Source organism: Mycobacterium sp. E3247, from assembly GCF_001667785.1.
Classification (GTDB): Bacteria; Actinomycetota; Actinomycetes; order Mycobacteriales; family Mycobacteriaceae; genus Mycobacterium.
The window spans coordinates 1-15,494 of the sequence record NZ_LZJG01000099.1 but is presented as its reverse complement, the minus strand read 5'-3'; the positions used below and the strand labels follow the sequence as shown (position 1 = coordinate 15,494).

The 15,494-nt window shown below is 66.5% G+C and carries 16 protein-coding genes; 10 read left to right on the top strand and 6 right to left on the bottom strand.

The genetic code is table 11. The features are described from left to right. The 5 genes from A9X04_RS05195 to A9X04_RS05175 form a co-directional block, all read right to left on the bottom strand. Window positions 1-593, bottom strand: a 593-nt coding sequence (locus A9X04_RS05195; RefSeq protein WP_197509055.1) for an FAD-dependent oxidoreductase, incomplete at its 3' end; no start/stop codon positions are given. 10 nt (window positions 594-603) lie between these two features. Beyond that, window positions 604-1,113, bottom strand: a complete 510-nt coding sequence (locus A9X04_RS05190; protein WP_067918380.1) for a DUF4126 domain-containing protein — start codon at window positions 1,111-1,113, stop codon at window positions 604-606. A 115-nt stretch (window positions 1,114-1,228) separates the two neighbouring features. Continuing rightward, window positions 1,229-2,086 (bottom strand): ATP phosphoribosyltransferase, encoded by an 858-nt coding sequence (gene hisG / locus A9X04_RS05185; protein WP_067918378.1) that lies wholly within the window; start codon window positions 2,084-2,086, stop codon window positions 1,229-1,231. Window positions 2,087-2,088: 2 nt separating this feature from the next. Further along, the gene (locus A9X04_RS05180) at window positions 2,089-2,370 is read right to left on the bottom strand and encodes a phosphoribosyl-ATP diphosphatase (protein ID WP_067310353.1); all 282 of its coding nucleotides are present in this window, start codon (window positions 2,368-2,370) and stop codon (window positions 2,089-2,091) included. Between the two features lie 56 nt (window positions 2,371-2,426). After that, window positions 2,427-3,029, bottom strand: a complete 603-nt coding sequence (locus tag A9X04_RS05175) for a TetR family transcriptional regulator (protein ID WP_067918376.1) — start codon at window positions 3,027-3,029, stop codon at window positions 2,427-2,429. 316 nt (window positions 3,030-3,345) lie between these two features. Between A9X04_RS05175 and A9X04_RS05170 the strand changes: the two genes are divergently transcribed. The 10 genes from A9X04_RS05170 to A9X04_RS05125 are packed head-to-tail and all read left to right on the top strand — an operon-like array spanning window position 3,346 to window position 13,851. Continuing rightward, window positions 3,346-4,185, top strand: a complete 840-nt coding sequence (locus A9X04_RS05170) for an ABC transporter permease (protein WP_067918374.1) — start codon at window positions 3,346-3,348, stop codon at window positions 4,183-4,185. A 1-nt stretch (window position 4,186) separates the two neighbouring features. Then, entirely contained in the window at window positions 4,187-5,050 is an 864-nt protein-coding gene (locus A9X04_RS05165; RefSeq protein WP_067918372.1) for an ABC transporter permease, read from the top strand. Window positions 5,051-5,061: 11 nt separating this feature from the next. Then, on the top strand, window positions 5,062-6,642 hold the full coding sequence (locus A9X04_RS05160) for an MlaD family protein (protein ID WP_067918370.1): 1,581 nt from the start codon (window positions 5,062-5,064) through the stop codon (window positions 6,640-6,642). Then, window positions 6,639-7,694: an MlaD family protein gene (locus A9X04_RS05155; protein ID WP_067918368.1), complete on the top strand. Its 1,056-nt coding sequence runs from the start codon at window positions 6,639-6,641 to the stop codon at window positions 7,692-7,694. The genes A9X04_RS05160 and A9X04_RS05155 overlap by 4 nt, the downstream gene beginning before the upstream one ends. Continuing rightward, on the top strand, window positions 7,687-8,742 hold the full coding sequence (locus A9X04_RS05150; protein ID WP_067918366.1) for an MlaD family protein: 1,056 nt from the start codon (window positions 7,687-7,689) through the stop codon (window positions 8,740-8,742). The genes A9X04_RS05155 and A9X04_RS05150 overlap by 8 nt, the downstream gene beginning before the upstream one ends. Next, window positions 8,739-9,854: an MCE family protein gene (locus A9X04_RS05145; RefSeq protein WP_067918364.1), complete on the top strand. Its 1,116-nt coding sequence runs from the start codon at window positions 8,739-8,741 to the stop codon at window positions 9,852-9,854. Before A9X04_RS05150 ends, A9X04_RS05145 begins: the two co-directional genes overlap by 4 nt. Then, window positions 9,851-11,110 (top strand): MlaD family protein, encoded by a 1,260-nt coding sequence (locus A9X04_RS05140; protein WP_067918362.1) that lies wholly within the window; start codon window positions 9,851-9,853, stop codon window positions 11,108-11,110. The genes A9X04_RS05145 and A9X04_RS05140 overlap by 4 nt, the downstream gene beginning before the upstream one ends. Continuing rightward, entirely contained in the window at window positions 11,107-12,366 is a 1,260-nt protein-coding gene (locus tag A9X04_RS05135) for an MlaD family protein (RefSeq protein ID WP_067918360.1), read from the top strand. Before A9X04_RS05140 ends, A9X04_RS05135 begins: the two co-directional genes overlap by 4 nt. A 31-nt stretch (window positions 12,367-12,397) precedes the next feature. Next, window positions 12,398-13,093, top strand: coding sequence for a tetratricopeptide repeat protein (locus tag A9X04_RS05130; protein ID WP_067918358.1), 696 nt, complete (start codon window positions 12,398-12,400; stop codon window positions 13,091-13,093). Further along, complete coding sequence (locus tag A9X04_RS05125) at window positions 13,090-13,851, top strand: mannan-binding family protein (protein WP_082973152.1); 762 nt, start codon at window positions 13,090-13,092, stop codon at window positions 13,849-13,851. Before A9X04_RS05130 ends, A9X04_RS05125 begins: the two co-directional genes overlap by 4 nt. Before the next feature lie 99 nt (window positions 13,852-13,950). Here A9X04_RS05125 and A9X04_RS05120 read toward each other — a convergent pair. Continuing rightward, the coding region (locus A9X04_RS05120) for a vitamin B12 dependent-methionine synthase activation domain-containing protein (protein WP_197509054.1) at window positions 13,951-15,494 on the bottom strand (1,544 nt) is incomplete at its 5' end.

The window sequence follows — 15,494 nt, the reverse complement described above, 5'->3', positions numbered from 1 at the left end:
ACCACCGTCACCCGGGCCCCGAAGCGCCGGTACATCTGCGCGAACTCCAGCGCGATGTAGCTGCCGCCGAGGATGACCAGATGGGCCGGCAGCGCGTCCAATTCGAGAATCGAGACGTTGGTGAGGAACTCCACGTCGGACAGCCCCGGAATGTCGGGGACCACGGCGCGGCCACCGACGTTGAGGAAGATGCGGTCGGCGCGCAGCAGGTCGCCGTCCACGCTGAGGGTGTGCGGATCCTCGAACCGGGCGTGCCCGCGAAAGACGGTGCAGCCGTCCATGCCCGCCAGCCAGTCCTCGACACCCTTGCGGTCGCCCAGCATGATTTCGTCTTTGCGCGCCTTGACTTTCGCCATGTCGACCCTGACCGGCCCGGTCGCCACGCCGTAATCGGCCCCGCGGCGGGCCAGGTGAGCGGCGTGCGCGCTGGCCACCAGCGTCTTCGTCGGGATGCATCCGGTGTTGACGCAGGTGCCGCCGATCAGTTTGCGCTCCACCAGCGCGACCCGCTGCCCGGCAGCGGTCAGTCGCCCCGCCAGCGGTGGGCCGGCCTGACCGGCGCCGACGATGATCGCGTCGAAATGCTTTGTCACTTAAGGGCCGTCACTTAACGGCCGACAGCAGGTATTCGGTCAGGACGTGCCCCGTCACCGCGGCGATGGCGAGTCCGCCGACGATCGCAACCGCGTCCTCCAGCAGCGCGATGGGCAGGTCCTTCCCGGCCACCGCGGCCAGCCGCTTGCGTGCCTGGTAGCCGCCGAGGGTGCCGAGCACCGCGCCGATCACGCCCGCACCCAGCGCGGAGAAGGTCCAGTGCGGCCAGGCGCCCAGGGCCGCGCCCGCCAACCCACCCATGACGATCCGGGCGGCGAAGATCGGTGGCGCCGTGCGGGCCGGGGTCTTGGGCAGCTTGTCGTTGACCAGTTCGCCGACGGCCAGAACGCTGAACACGACGACGGTGATGATGTTGGCCATCCAGGAGGCCCACGTGCCGTGCAGGTCGATCCAGCCCAGGTAGGCGGCCCAGGCGACCACGGCGGGAGCCGTCAGCGAGCGCAGCCCGGCGACGACACCGATCAGCAAAGCCAGCAGCAGAATAAGCGCATGTGTCACGAAGACCCTCCTGGGGAACGACTCGGCAACGTTAGGGATGACGGCCCATGGGCGTGACACGGGCAAGCAGCCCTAGGCGGACGCTAACACAACCGCGGGCACCGCACCCATGCGGTCAGAACCGGCAGAACCTGATGTCGGACGCCAGAATCGCTTTGGCGCCGATGGCGGCCAGCTCATCCATGATCTCGTTGACACCCCGACGCGGCACCAGCGCGCGGATGGCGACCCAATCCGGGTCGGCCAGCGGCGCGATGGTCGGCGACTCCAGCCCGGGCGTGATCGACGTGGCCCTGTCGAGCACGGACCGCGGGCAGTCATAGTCGAGCATCAGATACTGCTGCCCGAACACCACGCCCTGGATCCGCGCCACCAGTTGATCGCGCGCCGCCCGCGTCCCGTCCTGGCCGTCCGGATCGGCGCGTTCGATCAGCACCGCCTCCGAGTCGCACAGCGGGTCGCCGAAGGCCACCAGGTCGTGCAGGCTCAGGGTACGGCCGGAGCCGACCACGTCGGCGATGGCGTCGGCCACCCCTAGCTGCACCGAAATCTCCACCGCCCCGTCGAGCCTGATGACGGTGGCCTCAATGCCCCGTTCCGCCAAGTCTTTTCGGACCAGATTCGGGTAAGCGGTGGCGATCCGCTTGCCGGCCAGATCGGCCGTCTTCCAGTCACGCCCGGCCGGTCCGGCATACCGGAAACTCGACGACCCGAAACCCAACGCCAGGCGTTCGCGCACGGGCGCGTCCGAGTCGCGGACCAGATCCCGCCCGGTGATGCCGAAGTCCAGCTGCCCCGAACCCACATAGATCGCAATGTCTTTGGGCCGCAGGAAGAAGAACTCGACCTGGTTCACCGGGTCGATGACGGTGAGGTCCTTGGAATCGGTGCGGCGCCGGTAGCCCGCCTCCGAGAGAATCTCGCTGGCCGGCTCGCTCAGCGTGCCCTTGTTGGGAACCGCAACGCGCAGCATGGTCACAGCTTCCGGTACACGTCGTCGAGGGACAGGCCACGCGCAATCATCAGCACCTGCGTCCAGTAGAGCAACTGGCTGATCTCCTCGGCGAGCGCCTCGTCGGGCTCGTGCTCGGCGGCCAGCCACACCTCGCCGGCCTCCTCCAGGATCTTCTTGCCCAGCCCGTGTATGCCGCCGTCCAGCGCCGCGACCGTCGCGCTGCCGGCCGGCCGCGTGCGCGCACGCTCACCGAGTTCGGCGAACAGATCCTCGAACGTCTTCACGGCCAGCGATTGTTTCACGCGGTGGCGAGCAAAGTCACGGCGGTTTCACTCCAGCGCGGTTTTCAGCCGTCCGGTCAGTCGAATCCGGCGAGCGTGATCCGCAACGCCTCTTCCAGTTGGACGTGAAACGGTGGGCTCGCGGTGATATCCGCGCTCAGCCACCCATCGAGAACGAATTTGACTGTGGCCAAACTCGTGTGGACCAACAGCGCGGGCCGGATGTCGACCGCCGCATCGACATCCATCCGGTGTGCGACCTGCTCGATCAGACCGCGGTGGTCGGCCTCGCTGACTAGCACGGACTTGCTCAACAGGTGGGGCGCCGTCGCGACGGCGTGTCGCCACGGATCGAGGTCGTCGACCTCGCTGACATCTCTGGCGTGCGTGACGAACAGCTGAATCAGCGCCTCGACCGGCGACTCGTGTGGGGGCCGCGCGCTGTAGGAACCGACGATCTCGGCGGCCGCCTCCCGGACCGGATCGACCAGCAGGCCTTCCTTGGTCGGCGCATACCGGAAATAGGTGCTGATGGAAATCCCGGCGGCCGCCGCGATGTCCTCCGTCGTCACCGCCTCGAAGCCGCGCTCGGCGAAAAGCCGGTGCGCGGTCTGCTGGATCTGGGAGAGCAACGCGGCACGGCGGCGATCCCGCAGCGAGCCAGTGTTTGCTGACGGCATGCCATCACCTTCGTCAATCCGACATTGAAACCCTACGGTGCCGTCCAACGACGAACTCAGATGAGTGACTCTACACTATTGAAAGTCCCTATCAAGTACGCTAACGTGATGCAGCACACACCGATGAACTGCGGATTCTTGGGGCCTGTTGACACTATTTTAATAAGGATGCGCGTCAATCCGCGTCAAAGGCGCCCGAAGTCGTCTGCTCGGCACTCAGGGATTCAAGGGGCGGGAAGAGGGCCGATGAATACGGTAGCCGATACGCCATGGCCCGTGCCATGAGTTTGCTGGCTGGCGTCCAGCTCACGCCACTATGACGACACAAGTCGATGGCGTCGCCGCCGTTCGGGACTGGTCGGTCGGGTACGTCAGACGTCACCCGATCGCCTCGCTGACGACGGTCGGCGAACAGTTCATCTTGGGTGTGCGCACCGTTCAGTACTTCTTCTTCGACCTGATGACCGGGCGTTTCCAGTGGCAGGAGTTCGTCCGGCAGGGCGCGTTCATGGCGGGCACCGCCGTGCTGCCGACGATCCTGGTGTCCCTGCCGATCAGCGTCACCCTCTCCATCCAGTTCGCGCTGCTGGCCGGCCAGGTCGGGGCCACGTCGCTGGCCGGGGCCGCCAGCGGGCTCGCCGTCATTCGACAGGGCGCGTCGCTGGTGGCCGCGGTGCTCATGGCGTCGGCCGTCGGTTCGGCGATCACCGCCGACCTGGGTTCGCGAACGATGCGCGAAGAAACCGACGCGATGGAGGTGATGGGCGTCTCGGTGGTCCGCCGTCTGGTCGTCCCCCGCCTCGCCGCGGCGGTGATGATCGGCGTGGCCCTCACCGGCGTCGTGTGCTTCGCCGGATTCTTCGCGAGCTACATGTTCAACGTGTACTTCCAGAACGGCGCGCCGGGCAGCTTCGTGTCGACGTTCGCGTCGTTCGCGACGACCGGCGACATGATCTTGGCGCTCGTGAAGGCGATCGTGTTCGGCGCCATCGTGGCCATCGTGTCGAGCCAGAAAGGCTTGTCCACCAAGGGCGGACCGACGGGCGTGGCGAACTCGGTGAACGCGGCGGTGGTCGAGGCGATCCTGCTGCTGATGATCGTCAACGTCGCGATCAGTCAGCTCTACATCATGTTGTCGCCCAGGACGGGGCTGTGACGTGACCGCCTCCGCGTATCAGCCGTTCGCACCGATTTCGGTCCCGCTCGTCCGGCTCTGCCGGCGGGGGAAGGTACCGGTCATCCGGCTCGGCCATCTGCTGGTCTTCTTCGTGCGCGCGCTGGTCGCCGTCCCGCTCGCGCTGCGCCAGTACCGCGGCGAGTTCTTGCGGCTGTTGTCGAACATCACCTGGGGCAACGGCTCGATCGTGGTGGGCGGCGGCACCGCCGGTGTGGCCGTGGTGCTCGGCATGACGGTCGGTGCGCTGGTCGGCATCGAGGGCTACAACTTCCTGGATCTGCTCGGCCTCGGGCCCGCGACCGGATTCGTGTCCTCGTTGGTCAACACCCGCGAGCTGGCGCCCTTGATGGCCTCGCTGGCCTTCGCCATGCAAGGCGGCTGCCGCTTCACCGCCCAGCTGGGATCCATGCGCATCGCCGAGGAGATCGATGCCATGGAATCGATTGCGATCCGCCCGATCCCCTACCTGGTGACCACCCGGTTGATCGCTTCGGTAGTGGCGATCGTCCCGCTGTACGCCGACTGCCTGGCGATCGGCTACCTGAGCACACAAGTGGTGGTGGGAATCAGCAGTGGCGGTTCGACCGGTTCCTACCTGCACTACTTCACGCTGATGCTGGCCGGGCAGGACATCGTCTACTCGTTGATCAAGGCCGTCATCTTCGTCTGGATCGCGTCCACGATCCAGTGCTACTACGGCTACTACGCGGGCGGCGGCCCCGAGGGCGTCGGCGTCGCCGCGGGACACGGCATGCGGGCCAGCATCACCGTCGTGATCATCGTGAACATGCTGCTCACCATGGCGCTGTGGGGCGTGGACTCGGGCGCGAGATTCGGCGGCTAGGTCGGTGGAACATGCCCAATTCCTTTGAGCTGGACGGTCGCGGCCCGTCCGACCGGCAGCTGTTCGGCATAGGCATCGCGGTCCTGGTGGTCAGCGCCCTGGTCACCACCGCGATGCTGGTCAAATCGACGGGCCGGCTCAACGATTACGTGCGGGTGGTCGCGGATCTGGTGAACGTCGGCGACGGACTTCCGCAGAAGTCCGACGTCAAGTACCACGGCGTCCTCGTCGGCATGGTCGATGGCGTGGTCCCCGCGGCGCACGGCAAACCCAACTACGTCCACATCGACCTGAAACATGATTACGCTGAATCGATTCCGGCCACCGTGACCGCGCGCGTGGTGCCCAGCAACGTGTTCGCCGTGTCGTCGGTGCAGTTGGTGGGCTCCCCAAACCAGCAGGGCCCGGGCGAGAAGATCCGCGACGGCGCGCACATCCCGGAGGACAACCGGCTTCCGACCGTTCTCTTCCAGACGACCGTCAGCAAGTTGCGCGACGTGCTCGCCGCGGCGGGGCGCGGACGCGACGACAGGTCCGTGGGGATCCTGGCCGCGCTCGGTGCCGCCACCGACCACCGCCGCGTCAGCCTGCTCAACGCGGGTGCACAACTGAATCGCCTTCTCGACCAGCTCAATTCGATTGTCAGCACCGACACCGGCCCCTCGACGGTGTCCGCGCTCCTGGATGCGACGCGTGGTCTCGCGCAGACGGCCCCCGACCTTCTCGACGCACTGCACCATGCCGTCGAGCCGATGCAAACCTTCGCCGAGACCCGTGGCCAGCTGGCCTCGCTGCTCTCGGGCGCCGACTACACGGTCGGCACGACGCGGCAATCGTTCGGCAATCACATCGACCAACTCATCCAGATCACCACCGATTTCACGCCGGTCATCGGCGTGCTGGCGCAGAAGTCGAACAACTTCGTGCCCGCCGTCGTCAAATTGGACAACCTAGCCAACCAGTTCATGGAGCAGGTCTGGAACCCCCGGACCAATCTCGGCAACATGCGCGCGATGCTGACCTTCACGCCCAGCTCTACCTACACACGTGCCGACTGTCCTCATTACGGGGAGTTGAAGGGGCCCAGCTGCTTCACCGCGCCGCTGATTCCGGTGCGGCCCGATCTGCCCGACGTGCTGCTGCCGCAGAACTATCAGCCGCCCAAGGATCTCGCGCCGCCCCCGGGCACCGTGATAGGCCCGGACGGCAACCTGGTGGCCGTGGGCCCACCGCTGATCAACGGGCCACCGAATTTGATAGACCCGAATCCCCTTCTGGCCCCGGGGATTACGCCGTCACCGCCCGTGCCCGGCAGCGCGAACCCCGACAACCCCTCACCCGGCGCGCCGGCGACACCGCAACCACACGAACCGTGGGTCGCGCCGGTGGCCCCCAAGGCGCCGTGGATCCCCCAGGCCTCTTTCGGGGGGAACGTGGGCCCCGTTGGGAGCCAATACGAACGAAACGTGTTGGGCATGATCACCGGCGCGCCCGCGACCGAAGCCACCGAGCTGCTGCTGGGTCCGGTCGCCCGCGGCACGACAGTGTCACTGGCGCACCCACCGGCTCAGCCCCCCGGGGAGGCGAAGTGAGGTTCCGCGGCCCGCTCGTTGCCCTGACGCTGTTCATGGTCGTCTCCTTGACGCTGACGTGGCTGGTGTATGTGAGCCTGCGCCGCGACGTGGCCGGCAAGACCGCCAGGTATTCGGCCGTGTTCAGCGACGTCTACGGGCTTCGCGAAGGCGACGACGTCCGGATGGCCGGGGTGCGCGTGGGTCGAGTCGAAAAGATCGAGCTCGAGCGCAACCTCGCGAAGGTCTCGTTCGTGGTGCAGCAAGAGCAGCGGTTGTTCGGGAACACCGAGGCGTCGGTCACCTACCAGAACATCGTCGGCCAGCGTTACCTCGGACTGTCTCTGGGCAACGAGGGCGGTCGGGAGCTGCTCCCGCCGGGCAGCACCATCCCACTGGAACGCACCGAACCCTCCTTCGACGTGACCACGCTGCTCAACGGCTACGAACCGTTGTTCAGCCTGCTGAACCCCCACGACGCGGACAACCTCACCAAGGGCATCATCGCCTCGCTGCAGGGCGACACGTCGTCACTGGCCACGCTGGTCGGCCAGACCTCCACCCTCACAGAGACATTCGCGGGCAGGGATCAGGCGCTCGGCAATGTGATCACCAACCTCGACAAGGTGATGGGCAACCTGGCCCGGCAGAACGACGATCTCGACGGAGTCATCACCCAGACCCGCAGCATCGTCGGCGAGCTCGACGCGCGGCGCCCGGACCTGGTCGCCTCGGTGGGTTCGCTCGCGCGGGTGACCGGCCGGCTCTCGACGTCGGCGGCGGACGTGTACCCGGCACTGCGCGAATTCATCGACCGCCAGCCCGGTGTCACCAAGCACATCATGGACGTCGAACCGCAGGTGGCATTCTTCGGCGACAACATTCCGCTGCTGCTCAAAGGGCTGACCCGGGTCGGCAACCAGGGCGCCTACGGCAACGCCTACGTGTGCGACGTGAACTTCATGGGGTTCTTCCCCGGGCTCAACGACGTCGTACCGATCATCGTCAACGCCGCCACACCGGGCAACAAGGCCTGGCACACCCCGAGGTGCAGGAGCACGGCCGATGGCTGAAACGTCCGTCCGGCTTCGACTTTCGGGGATGAGAAAGCGTCCGCTGGAGAGCTACAACAAGACGTGGCTCGGGTTCATCGCCGTCGCGGTGGTCGCGGTACTCATCGGGGTCATGCTGCTCGTGCACGCGCTCGGCGCCGGATACCGGCACTACACCGCCGAATTCCTGCAGGCGGCCTCGCTGCGGGCGGGCAACCCCATCGTGGTCGCGGGCATCCCGGTGGGCAACGTCACCAGCATGAAACTCGTCGGAGACCACGTCGAGGCGGGCCTGAAGATCCGGGACAACATCGCGCTGGGCAAGGATTCCCGGGCCCAGATCAAGGTCACCACCATCCTGGGTTCGCGCTACCTGGCGCTGGAACCCGGCGGCCCTGCGCACCTGCCCGACAACACCTTCGACCTGGCGCACACCGAGGTGCCCTACGACCTGCAAGCCGCGTTGCAGGACGCCACCACCACGTTCGAGCAGGTCGACTCCGACCGGTTCGCCCAGTCGCTCGCGGTGCTCGGCAAGCAACTCGAGGGCCTGCCCGCCGTTGTGCCCCAGGCCATTTCGAATATCAACACCCTCTCGTCGATCATCGCCGTGCGGCGCGACCAACTGGGACAGCTGCTGCGCAGCACCGAGCAGGTGACCAACACGCTGCGGCGCCAGCAGGCCGGCATCGGCAACCTGGTCGACCAGGGCCAGGACCTGCTGGGCCAATTCGTCGCGCGGCGCGCCGTTTTCCACGCGATGATGCAATCGCTCTCGAGCCTGATCGACACGATGAGCCAGGTCGTGGTCAACGACAGGTCGGGGCTGGACGCATTGATCAAGGACATGCGCGACTTCACCAATTTGATGGCTCAACACGACGACCTGCTGCACAGCATGCTGCAAACCAGCCCGATCTTCTTCCGCGAGGCCGCCAACCTCACGGGCGACGGCAACGCGATCAACTTCAACGCCCCCAACGTTCCGTTGATCGACTCATGGATGTGCGCGATCAGTGGCCGTGCCAAGCAGTTCGGCATGATCCAGTACTTCAAGGACTGCAAGTGAGGGGGCTCGGCGCCAAGGCGCTGGCCCTCGTCGCCGCGGTCGCGGTTCTCGCCGCGGCGGTCGGAATCGGTTGGTGGTACCTGAGTTCCGATGAGGACACGATCGCCGTGACCGCCCAATTCGACAGTGCCTCCGGCCTTTACGAGGGCAACGCGGTGGCGGTGCTGGGCATGCCGGTCGGCAAGGTCACCAAGATCAACGCCAAGGGCGGCTATGTCGAAGTCGAGTTCACCGTCGACCGCCACGTCAAGGTTCCCGCCACGGTGCAGGCCGTCACGGTGTCGACCTCCATCCTCACCGACCGGCAGATCGAACTCACGCCGCCCTACCGCGGTGGGCCGACTCTGCAGAACCACGACACCATCGGCTTGCCACGGACCAAGACGCCCGTCGAATTCAGCAGTGTCCTCAACGTTTTGGACAAGGTGACCAAGTCGCTCGAGGGCGACGGCCACGGCGGCGGCCCGATCGCCGACGTGCTGAATGGCGGCGCCGAAGTGGTCAACGGTAACGGCGAAAAGATCAAGGCGGCGCTGGGCGAGCTGTCCAAGGCGCTGCGCCTGTCCAGTGACCGCGGCGCGACGACCCGCGAGCAGATCACCACGATCGTCAGAAACATCAGCACCCTGTTCGACGCCGTCACCGCCAATGACGCCAAGTTGCGCGAATTCGCCTCGACCATCCACCAGGTCAGCCAGATAATGGCCGACGAGGACATCGGCAACGGCAGCACCGGACGCAGACTCGACCAGCTGATCCAACAGGCGGGTGACCTGCTCGACGCCAACCGCGACAACATCAAGCGGGCCGCGCTGAGCGGCAACACCACCCTGAAGATGGTGACCGACCAGCGGCGCGACCTCGCCGAGCTCCTGGACCTGGCGCCGCTGGTGGCCGACAACGCCTACAACATGATCGATCGGGCGAACGGCAGCGTGCGGGCCCGCTTCCTCACCGATCGGTTGCTCTTCGACAGCCAGTACACCAAGGAGATCTGCAACCTGATGGGGCTTCGTCAGCTGGGCTGCAGCACGGGGACCATCCAGGACTTCGGCCCCGACTTCGGGTTGACCTATGTGCTCGACGGCATGGCCGCGATGGGGCAGAAATGAGGAGCGCGGGCGCGCGCGGCGTGCTGGCGGCCATGGCCGCGGCGATGGTGACCGCGGGATGCGCCACGAACGGGCTTGCCAGCCTGCCCCTTCCGGCGCCGGGGCTGGGTTCGGGAGGCTATTCGCTGAACGCGGTTTTCTCCAACGCGCTCAACCTGCCGATGAACGCCAAGGTGAAGCTCGGCGGCGCCGACGTCGGGCAGCTCGAATCGATGGTCGCGCGCAACTACACCGCGGTGACGCGGCTGCGTATCCGGGACGGGGTGCAACTGCCCCGGGGCAGCACGGCCGAATTGCGCACCGCGACACCGCTGGGCGACGTGTTCGTCGCGCTGAAGCCGCCGGCCCCAGGCGAACCCCCAGGCGAAGCGGACGGCCCCCTGTTGAAGGACGGCGACACCATCGGCCTGGATTCGACGGCGGCCGCCGCAACCGTCGAGTCGGTGCTGAGTTCGGCGTCGATTCTGGTGAACGGCGGGGCGGTACGCAATTTCACCAACATCATCAACGGCTTCGGCAAGGCCACCGGTGACCAGGGCCAGGCGTTCGGAGACATGATCCGCAAGTCCAACGAGCTGCTCGGCAGGCTGGATTCCCGCTCCGATCAGATCTCGGCCGCACTGACCCAATTGTCGCAGCTGGCCGACCAACTCGACGCCAAGAACCAGACCATCACCGACCTGATGGTCGCGGCCGGCCCCGCCACCTCGGCCCTGGCCGACAACACCACCCAGCTCTCCGACCTGGCGGTGCAGGTGGGCGACACCTCCAGATTGCTGGCCAGGTTCCCGTCGATCGGCGGGACCGACACCAGCGGCCGCAGCATCATCCGCGACCTGAACACCGTCGCCGGGGCCGCCAACGACGTCGCGATGAGCCCGGACACCAGCTGGCTGTCGATAAACCGGCTGATCCCCGCTTTGGTCAAATCGACTGCGGGGAACTCGATCTCGGTGAACGTGGGTGTGGACAAGATCATGCTCGGATCGCTGCCCGACATCGGGTTCCCCGGCGACATCGGGCTGCACGGACCCCACCACTACAACGTCAACCTCCTCGTCGGCACCCTCAAGTACACGCTGTGGCGGCTGCAGGAACGCGTGGTCGGGCGGGGCCCGAACTCACCGCAGGTTCCCGTCATCCCGGACCCGACTATCCCGGGCCAGATCGACGTGGCCCCCGGCCCGCTGCCGGAGCCCGCGCCGGGACCGCAACCGGGACCGCAACCGCCACCACAACCGGGGCCACAACCGTGATCCGCGTCATCGACAACGTCGCGAATTTCGTTGTCCGCGTGGTCCGCACCGGCCACCGGCAACAGGTCTGGCTGTCGGTGGCCGGACTGGCGCTCATCCTGGTCGTTGCAACCGCCTACTTGCTTGTCGGTGCGTTGCGGGTGAAGCCGTTCGCCTCGTCCTACCGGGTCACCGTGCAATTGCCGGATTCCGGTGGCCTGCTGCCCAATCAGGATGTCGCCCTGCGCGGAGTGCGCATAGGCCGGGTGGAGTCGCTGCAGATCACCGACACCGGGGTGAACGCCGTCGCCAGCATCAGGTCGAAGGTGCGGATCCCGGCGAGCAGCGTCGTGCACGTGTCGGCGCTGTCGCCCGCGGGTGAGCAGTACATCAACTTCGAGGCCGCCTCCGACACCGGGCCGTACCTGCACGACGGCAGCCTCATCACCTCGGACCGCACGACCGTCCCGGTCAGCCTGGCGCAGTTGCTCGGCGACGCCGACGGGCTGCTGGCGCAGGTCGATCCCCACAAGATCGAGTTGATCAAGAAGGAATTGAGCCTGAGCAAGGAGGGGCCCGCGAAGCTGACCGCGATCGTCGACGGCGGCACGTTCCTGCTCTCGACGCTGGATTCGGTGCTGCCGCAGACCACCAGCATCATCAAGACCAGCCGGGTGGTGCTCACCTTGGCAAGCGACAAGAACGCCGGGTTGGGCTCTGCGGCAACCGAACTCAACAAGACGCTGACCGGTGTGGCCAGGATGCAGGCCGGCTATCGCCGTCTGACCGGGCAGACGCCGCGCACACTATCGGCCGTCGACAATCTGTTTGCCGACAATTCGGACACGATGGTGCAGTTGCTGGGCAGCATGGCCACCATGTCGCAGCTGCTCTATCTACGGGTCCCCGCGCTCAACGCGCTGTTCCCCGACTACCGCGGGTCGGTACTGGACGCGGTGACGAGCGCCTTTCACGACGGCGGTGTCTGGGCGACGGCCGACCTCTATCCCCGCTACGTGTGCGACTACGGGACACCCGCGCACGCCTCGTCCGCCGCCGACTATTACGAGCCGTTCATGTACACGTACTGCCGCGACGACGACCCCGCCGTCTCGATCCGCGGCGCCAAGAACGCGCCGCGGCCGGGCGGCGACGACACCGCCGGCCCGCCACCGGGGGCGGACCTGGGCCAGCGCACCGATCCGACCCCGCGGGGCCGCTACACCATTCCCACCCCCTACGGCGGCCCGGCACTGCCGATCGAGCCGCCGCACTGAGCCGTAGACCAGCCGACCCGAACCCTAGGAGATGACCGTGATCGTGACCACCGAGAAGAACCCGAAGGCCAAGGCGCATGCCGAAGCCGCGCCGGACGCCGAAACACCGGACAACGCAATCGAAGACGTCGCAATGGAAGACGTCGCAATCGAAGACGTGGACGAGGTGCGCGCTGACGAATCAACCGACGAAGACGAGGGTGCGTTGCTCAAACGCAAGCCCCCTGTGGCCGAGCGCCGCAGGCACCCTTGGAAGCACTATCTGCGTCGCAGCGTGCTGCCGACGCTTCTCGTTGCAGCACTTGCCGTCTCGGGATTCCTCGGCTGGCGGCTCTGGCAGGAGCATCAGGTCAGACTGGCCGGCGATCAGGCCCAACAGGCGGCGATCGCCTATGCGCAGGTGCTGACGAGCATCGACTCCAACAAGGTCGACGACAACTTCAGGCAGGTGCTCGACGGCGCGACGGGCGAGTTCAAGGACATGTACACCCAGTCCAGCGTCAAGCTTCGCCAGCTGCTGATCGACAACAAGGCGACCGCGCACGGCGTGGTGGTGGACTCGGCGATCCAGTCCGAATCCACGAACAAGGTCGTCGTGCTGGTCTTCATCGACCAGACCGTCACCAACACGGCCGCTCCCGACCCGCGCATCGACCGCAGCAGGATCAAGATGACGATGGAGAAGGTCGACGGTCGCTGGCGGGCAAGCAAGGTCCAGCTGCTGTGATGCGACGAATGCTCGCGGCATCGGTAATGATTGCCGCTGCAACGCTTCCCGGCACGGCGCACGCGTCCGCGCCGTCCTTCTGTGGCGAGCTCGGCGGCGACTGGGACGGCCAGTACTGCCACACCTCCGTGACGTCGGAGCGCAAGGCCGTCCGGGACATCAAAGTCGCCGTGCCCGACGACCTGGTCGACAATCCGACCACGGGCCCGGTGATCCGGGACTACCTGCGCACCCTGGTCAACAATTGGAAAACGGCCAACGGCGCCATGGCCGCCGACAGCTACGGCGAGGAGAACTTCGAGGTGTTCCGCCACGGCAACCTGCTCAGTGCGGTGTTCCACGAGGACTACCACGCCGACGGACCGAAGCCCAACAACGCCTACCGGACCTTCACCTTCGACATGGCCAGTGGCCGGCGGGTGCAGCTGGCGGACCTGACGACGTCAAACCCGCTGACCGCCATTCCCCCACTGGCGCAACCGTTCATCGAAACGGCGCTCAACCAAGCGCCACCGCCACACGACCCGGGGACCTACCCCTTCACGGTCGACCGCTGGACTCCGGACAAGGTCTACTCCGGGGCGTACAAGGCGTGGGCGGTGACGCCCGACGAGCTGATCCTGTACATGCCCGACTACCCGGTGGGTCACGACGAGCCGCTCAACTTCACGCCGGGTGTCATGCAATGGTTCATGGACGGCGGCACGGTGCAGGCGCACATCCCGCTGTCGGCGTTGGCGCCCGTGCTGCGGATCTAGCCTCTAGCCCCGCACCAGGCGCGCGAGCGACCGCAAACTGCCACGCGGGACGGCGTGTCGTCGTGCAAACACGGTCGCTCGCGGTCACTGGGTGGGCAATCAATCCTCGGGGTTGTAGCCGAGGTTCGGGGCGAGCCAGCGCTCGGCTTCCTGCAGAGTCCAGCCCTTGCGCCTCGCGTAGTCGGCGACCTGGTCCTGGGCCATCCGGCCGATCACGAAGTACTGCGACTGCGGGTGCGAAAAATACCAGCCGCTGACGGAAGCGCCGGGCCACATCGCCATCGACTCGGTCAACTCGATGCCGGTCCGCTCCTTGACGTCCATCAACTTCCAGAGCGTCACCTTCTCGGTGTGATCCGGGCAGGCGGGGTAGCCGGGGGCCGGGCGGACTCCCACATACTTCTCATCGATGAGCGCCTCGTTGTCCAACTGCTCGTCGGGCTGGAATCCCCAGAACTCCTTGCGGACCCGTTGGTGCATCCGTTCGGCGAAGGCTTCTGCCAGCCGGTCGGCGATCGACTCCAGCAGGATCGCGCTGTAGTCGTCCAGGGCCGCCTTGAACTCCGCGATCTTCTCCTGGCTGCCGAGCCCCGCGGTGACCGCGAAGGCGCCGACATAGTCGGCCAGACCGGTGGCCTTGGGCGCGATGTAATCGCCCAACGACCGGTTCGGGATGCCGTCACGGTGCTCGCCCTGCTGGCGCAGGTTGTGCAACGTGGTCAGCACCTCGGTACGGGTGTCGTCGGTGTAGAGCTCGATGTCTTCAATCCCCGAGCCGACCGCATTCGCCGGGAAGAAGCCGATCACCCCGTTGGCGGTCAGCCACTTCTCCTTGATCAGGGTGTCGAGCATCTGCTGCGCGTCGTCGTACAGCTTGCGCGCGGCCTCGCCCGACGCCGGGTTGTTGAGGATGTCCGGGAAGCGACCCTTCATCTCCCAGGCGTTGAAGAACGGCTGCCAGTCGATGTACTCGCGCAGCTCGGCGAGGTCGTAGTCCAGGAACTCCCGCACGCCTTCCCCAACACCAACGCCCTGGGCCGGCACCGGCGGCGTGTAGCCGTTCCACTCGATCGGCGTCCGGTTCGCGCGGGCCTTCTCCAGCGTCAGCATCGGCCGCTCGTTCTTCTGGGCGTGCCGTTCGCGCAGGGAGGCGTAGTCGGCCTCGGTGGCCTCCAGCAGGGGACCCCGCTGCTTGTCGTCGAGCAGCGCGGCGGCGACCGGCACCGAGCGGGAGGCGTCCTTGACCCACACGACCGGGCCGCTACGGCGCGGCGAGATCTTCACGGCCGTGTGGGCGCGCGAGGTGGTGGCGCCGCCGATCAGCAGCGGGATCTGAAGCCCCTCGCGTTCCATCTCGACGGCGAAGTTGGCCATCTCGTCCAGGGATGGGGTGATCAGTCCCGACAACCCGATGATGTCGGCGTCGTGCTCCTTGGCAGCGTCCAAGATCTTCTGGGCGGGCACCATCACCCCGAGGTCGATCACTTCGAAGTTGTTGCACTGCAACACGACCCCGACGATGTTCTTGCCGATGTCGTGAACGTCTCCCTTCACGGTCGCCATGATGATCGTGCCGTTGGTGTCCTTGGATGCAGAGTCGCCCAAGCTTTCTTTCTCGGCCTCGATGAACGGCAGCAGGTATG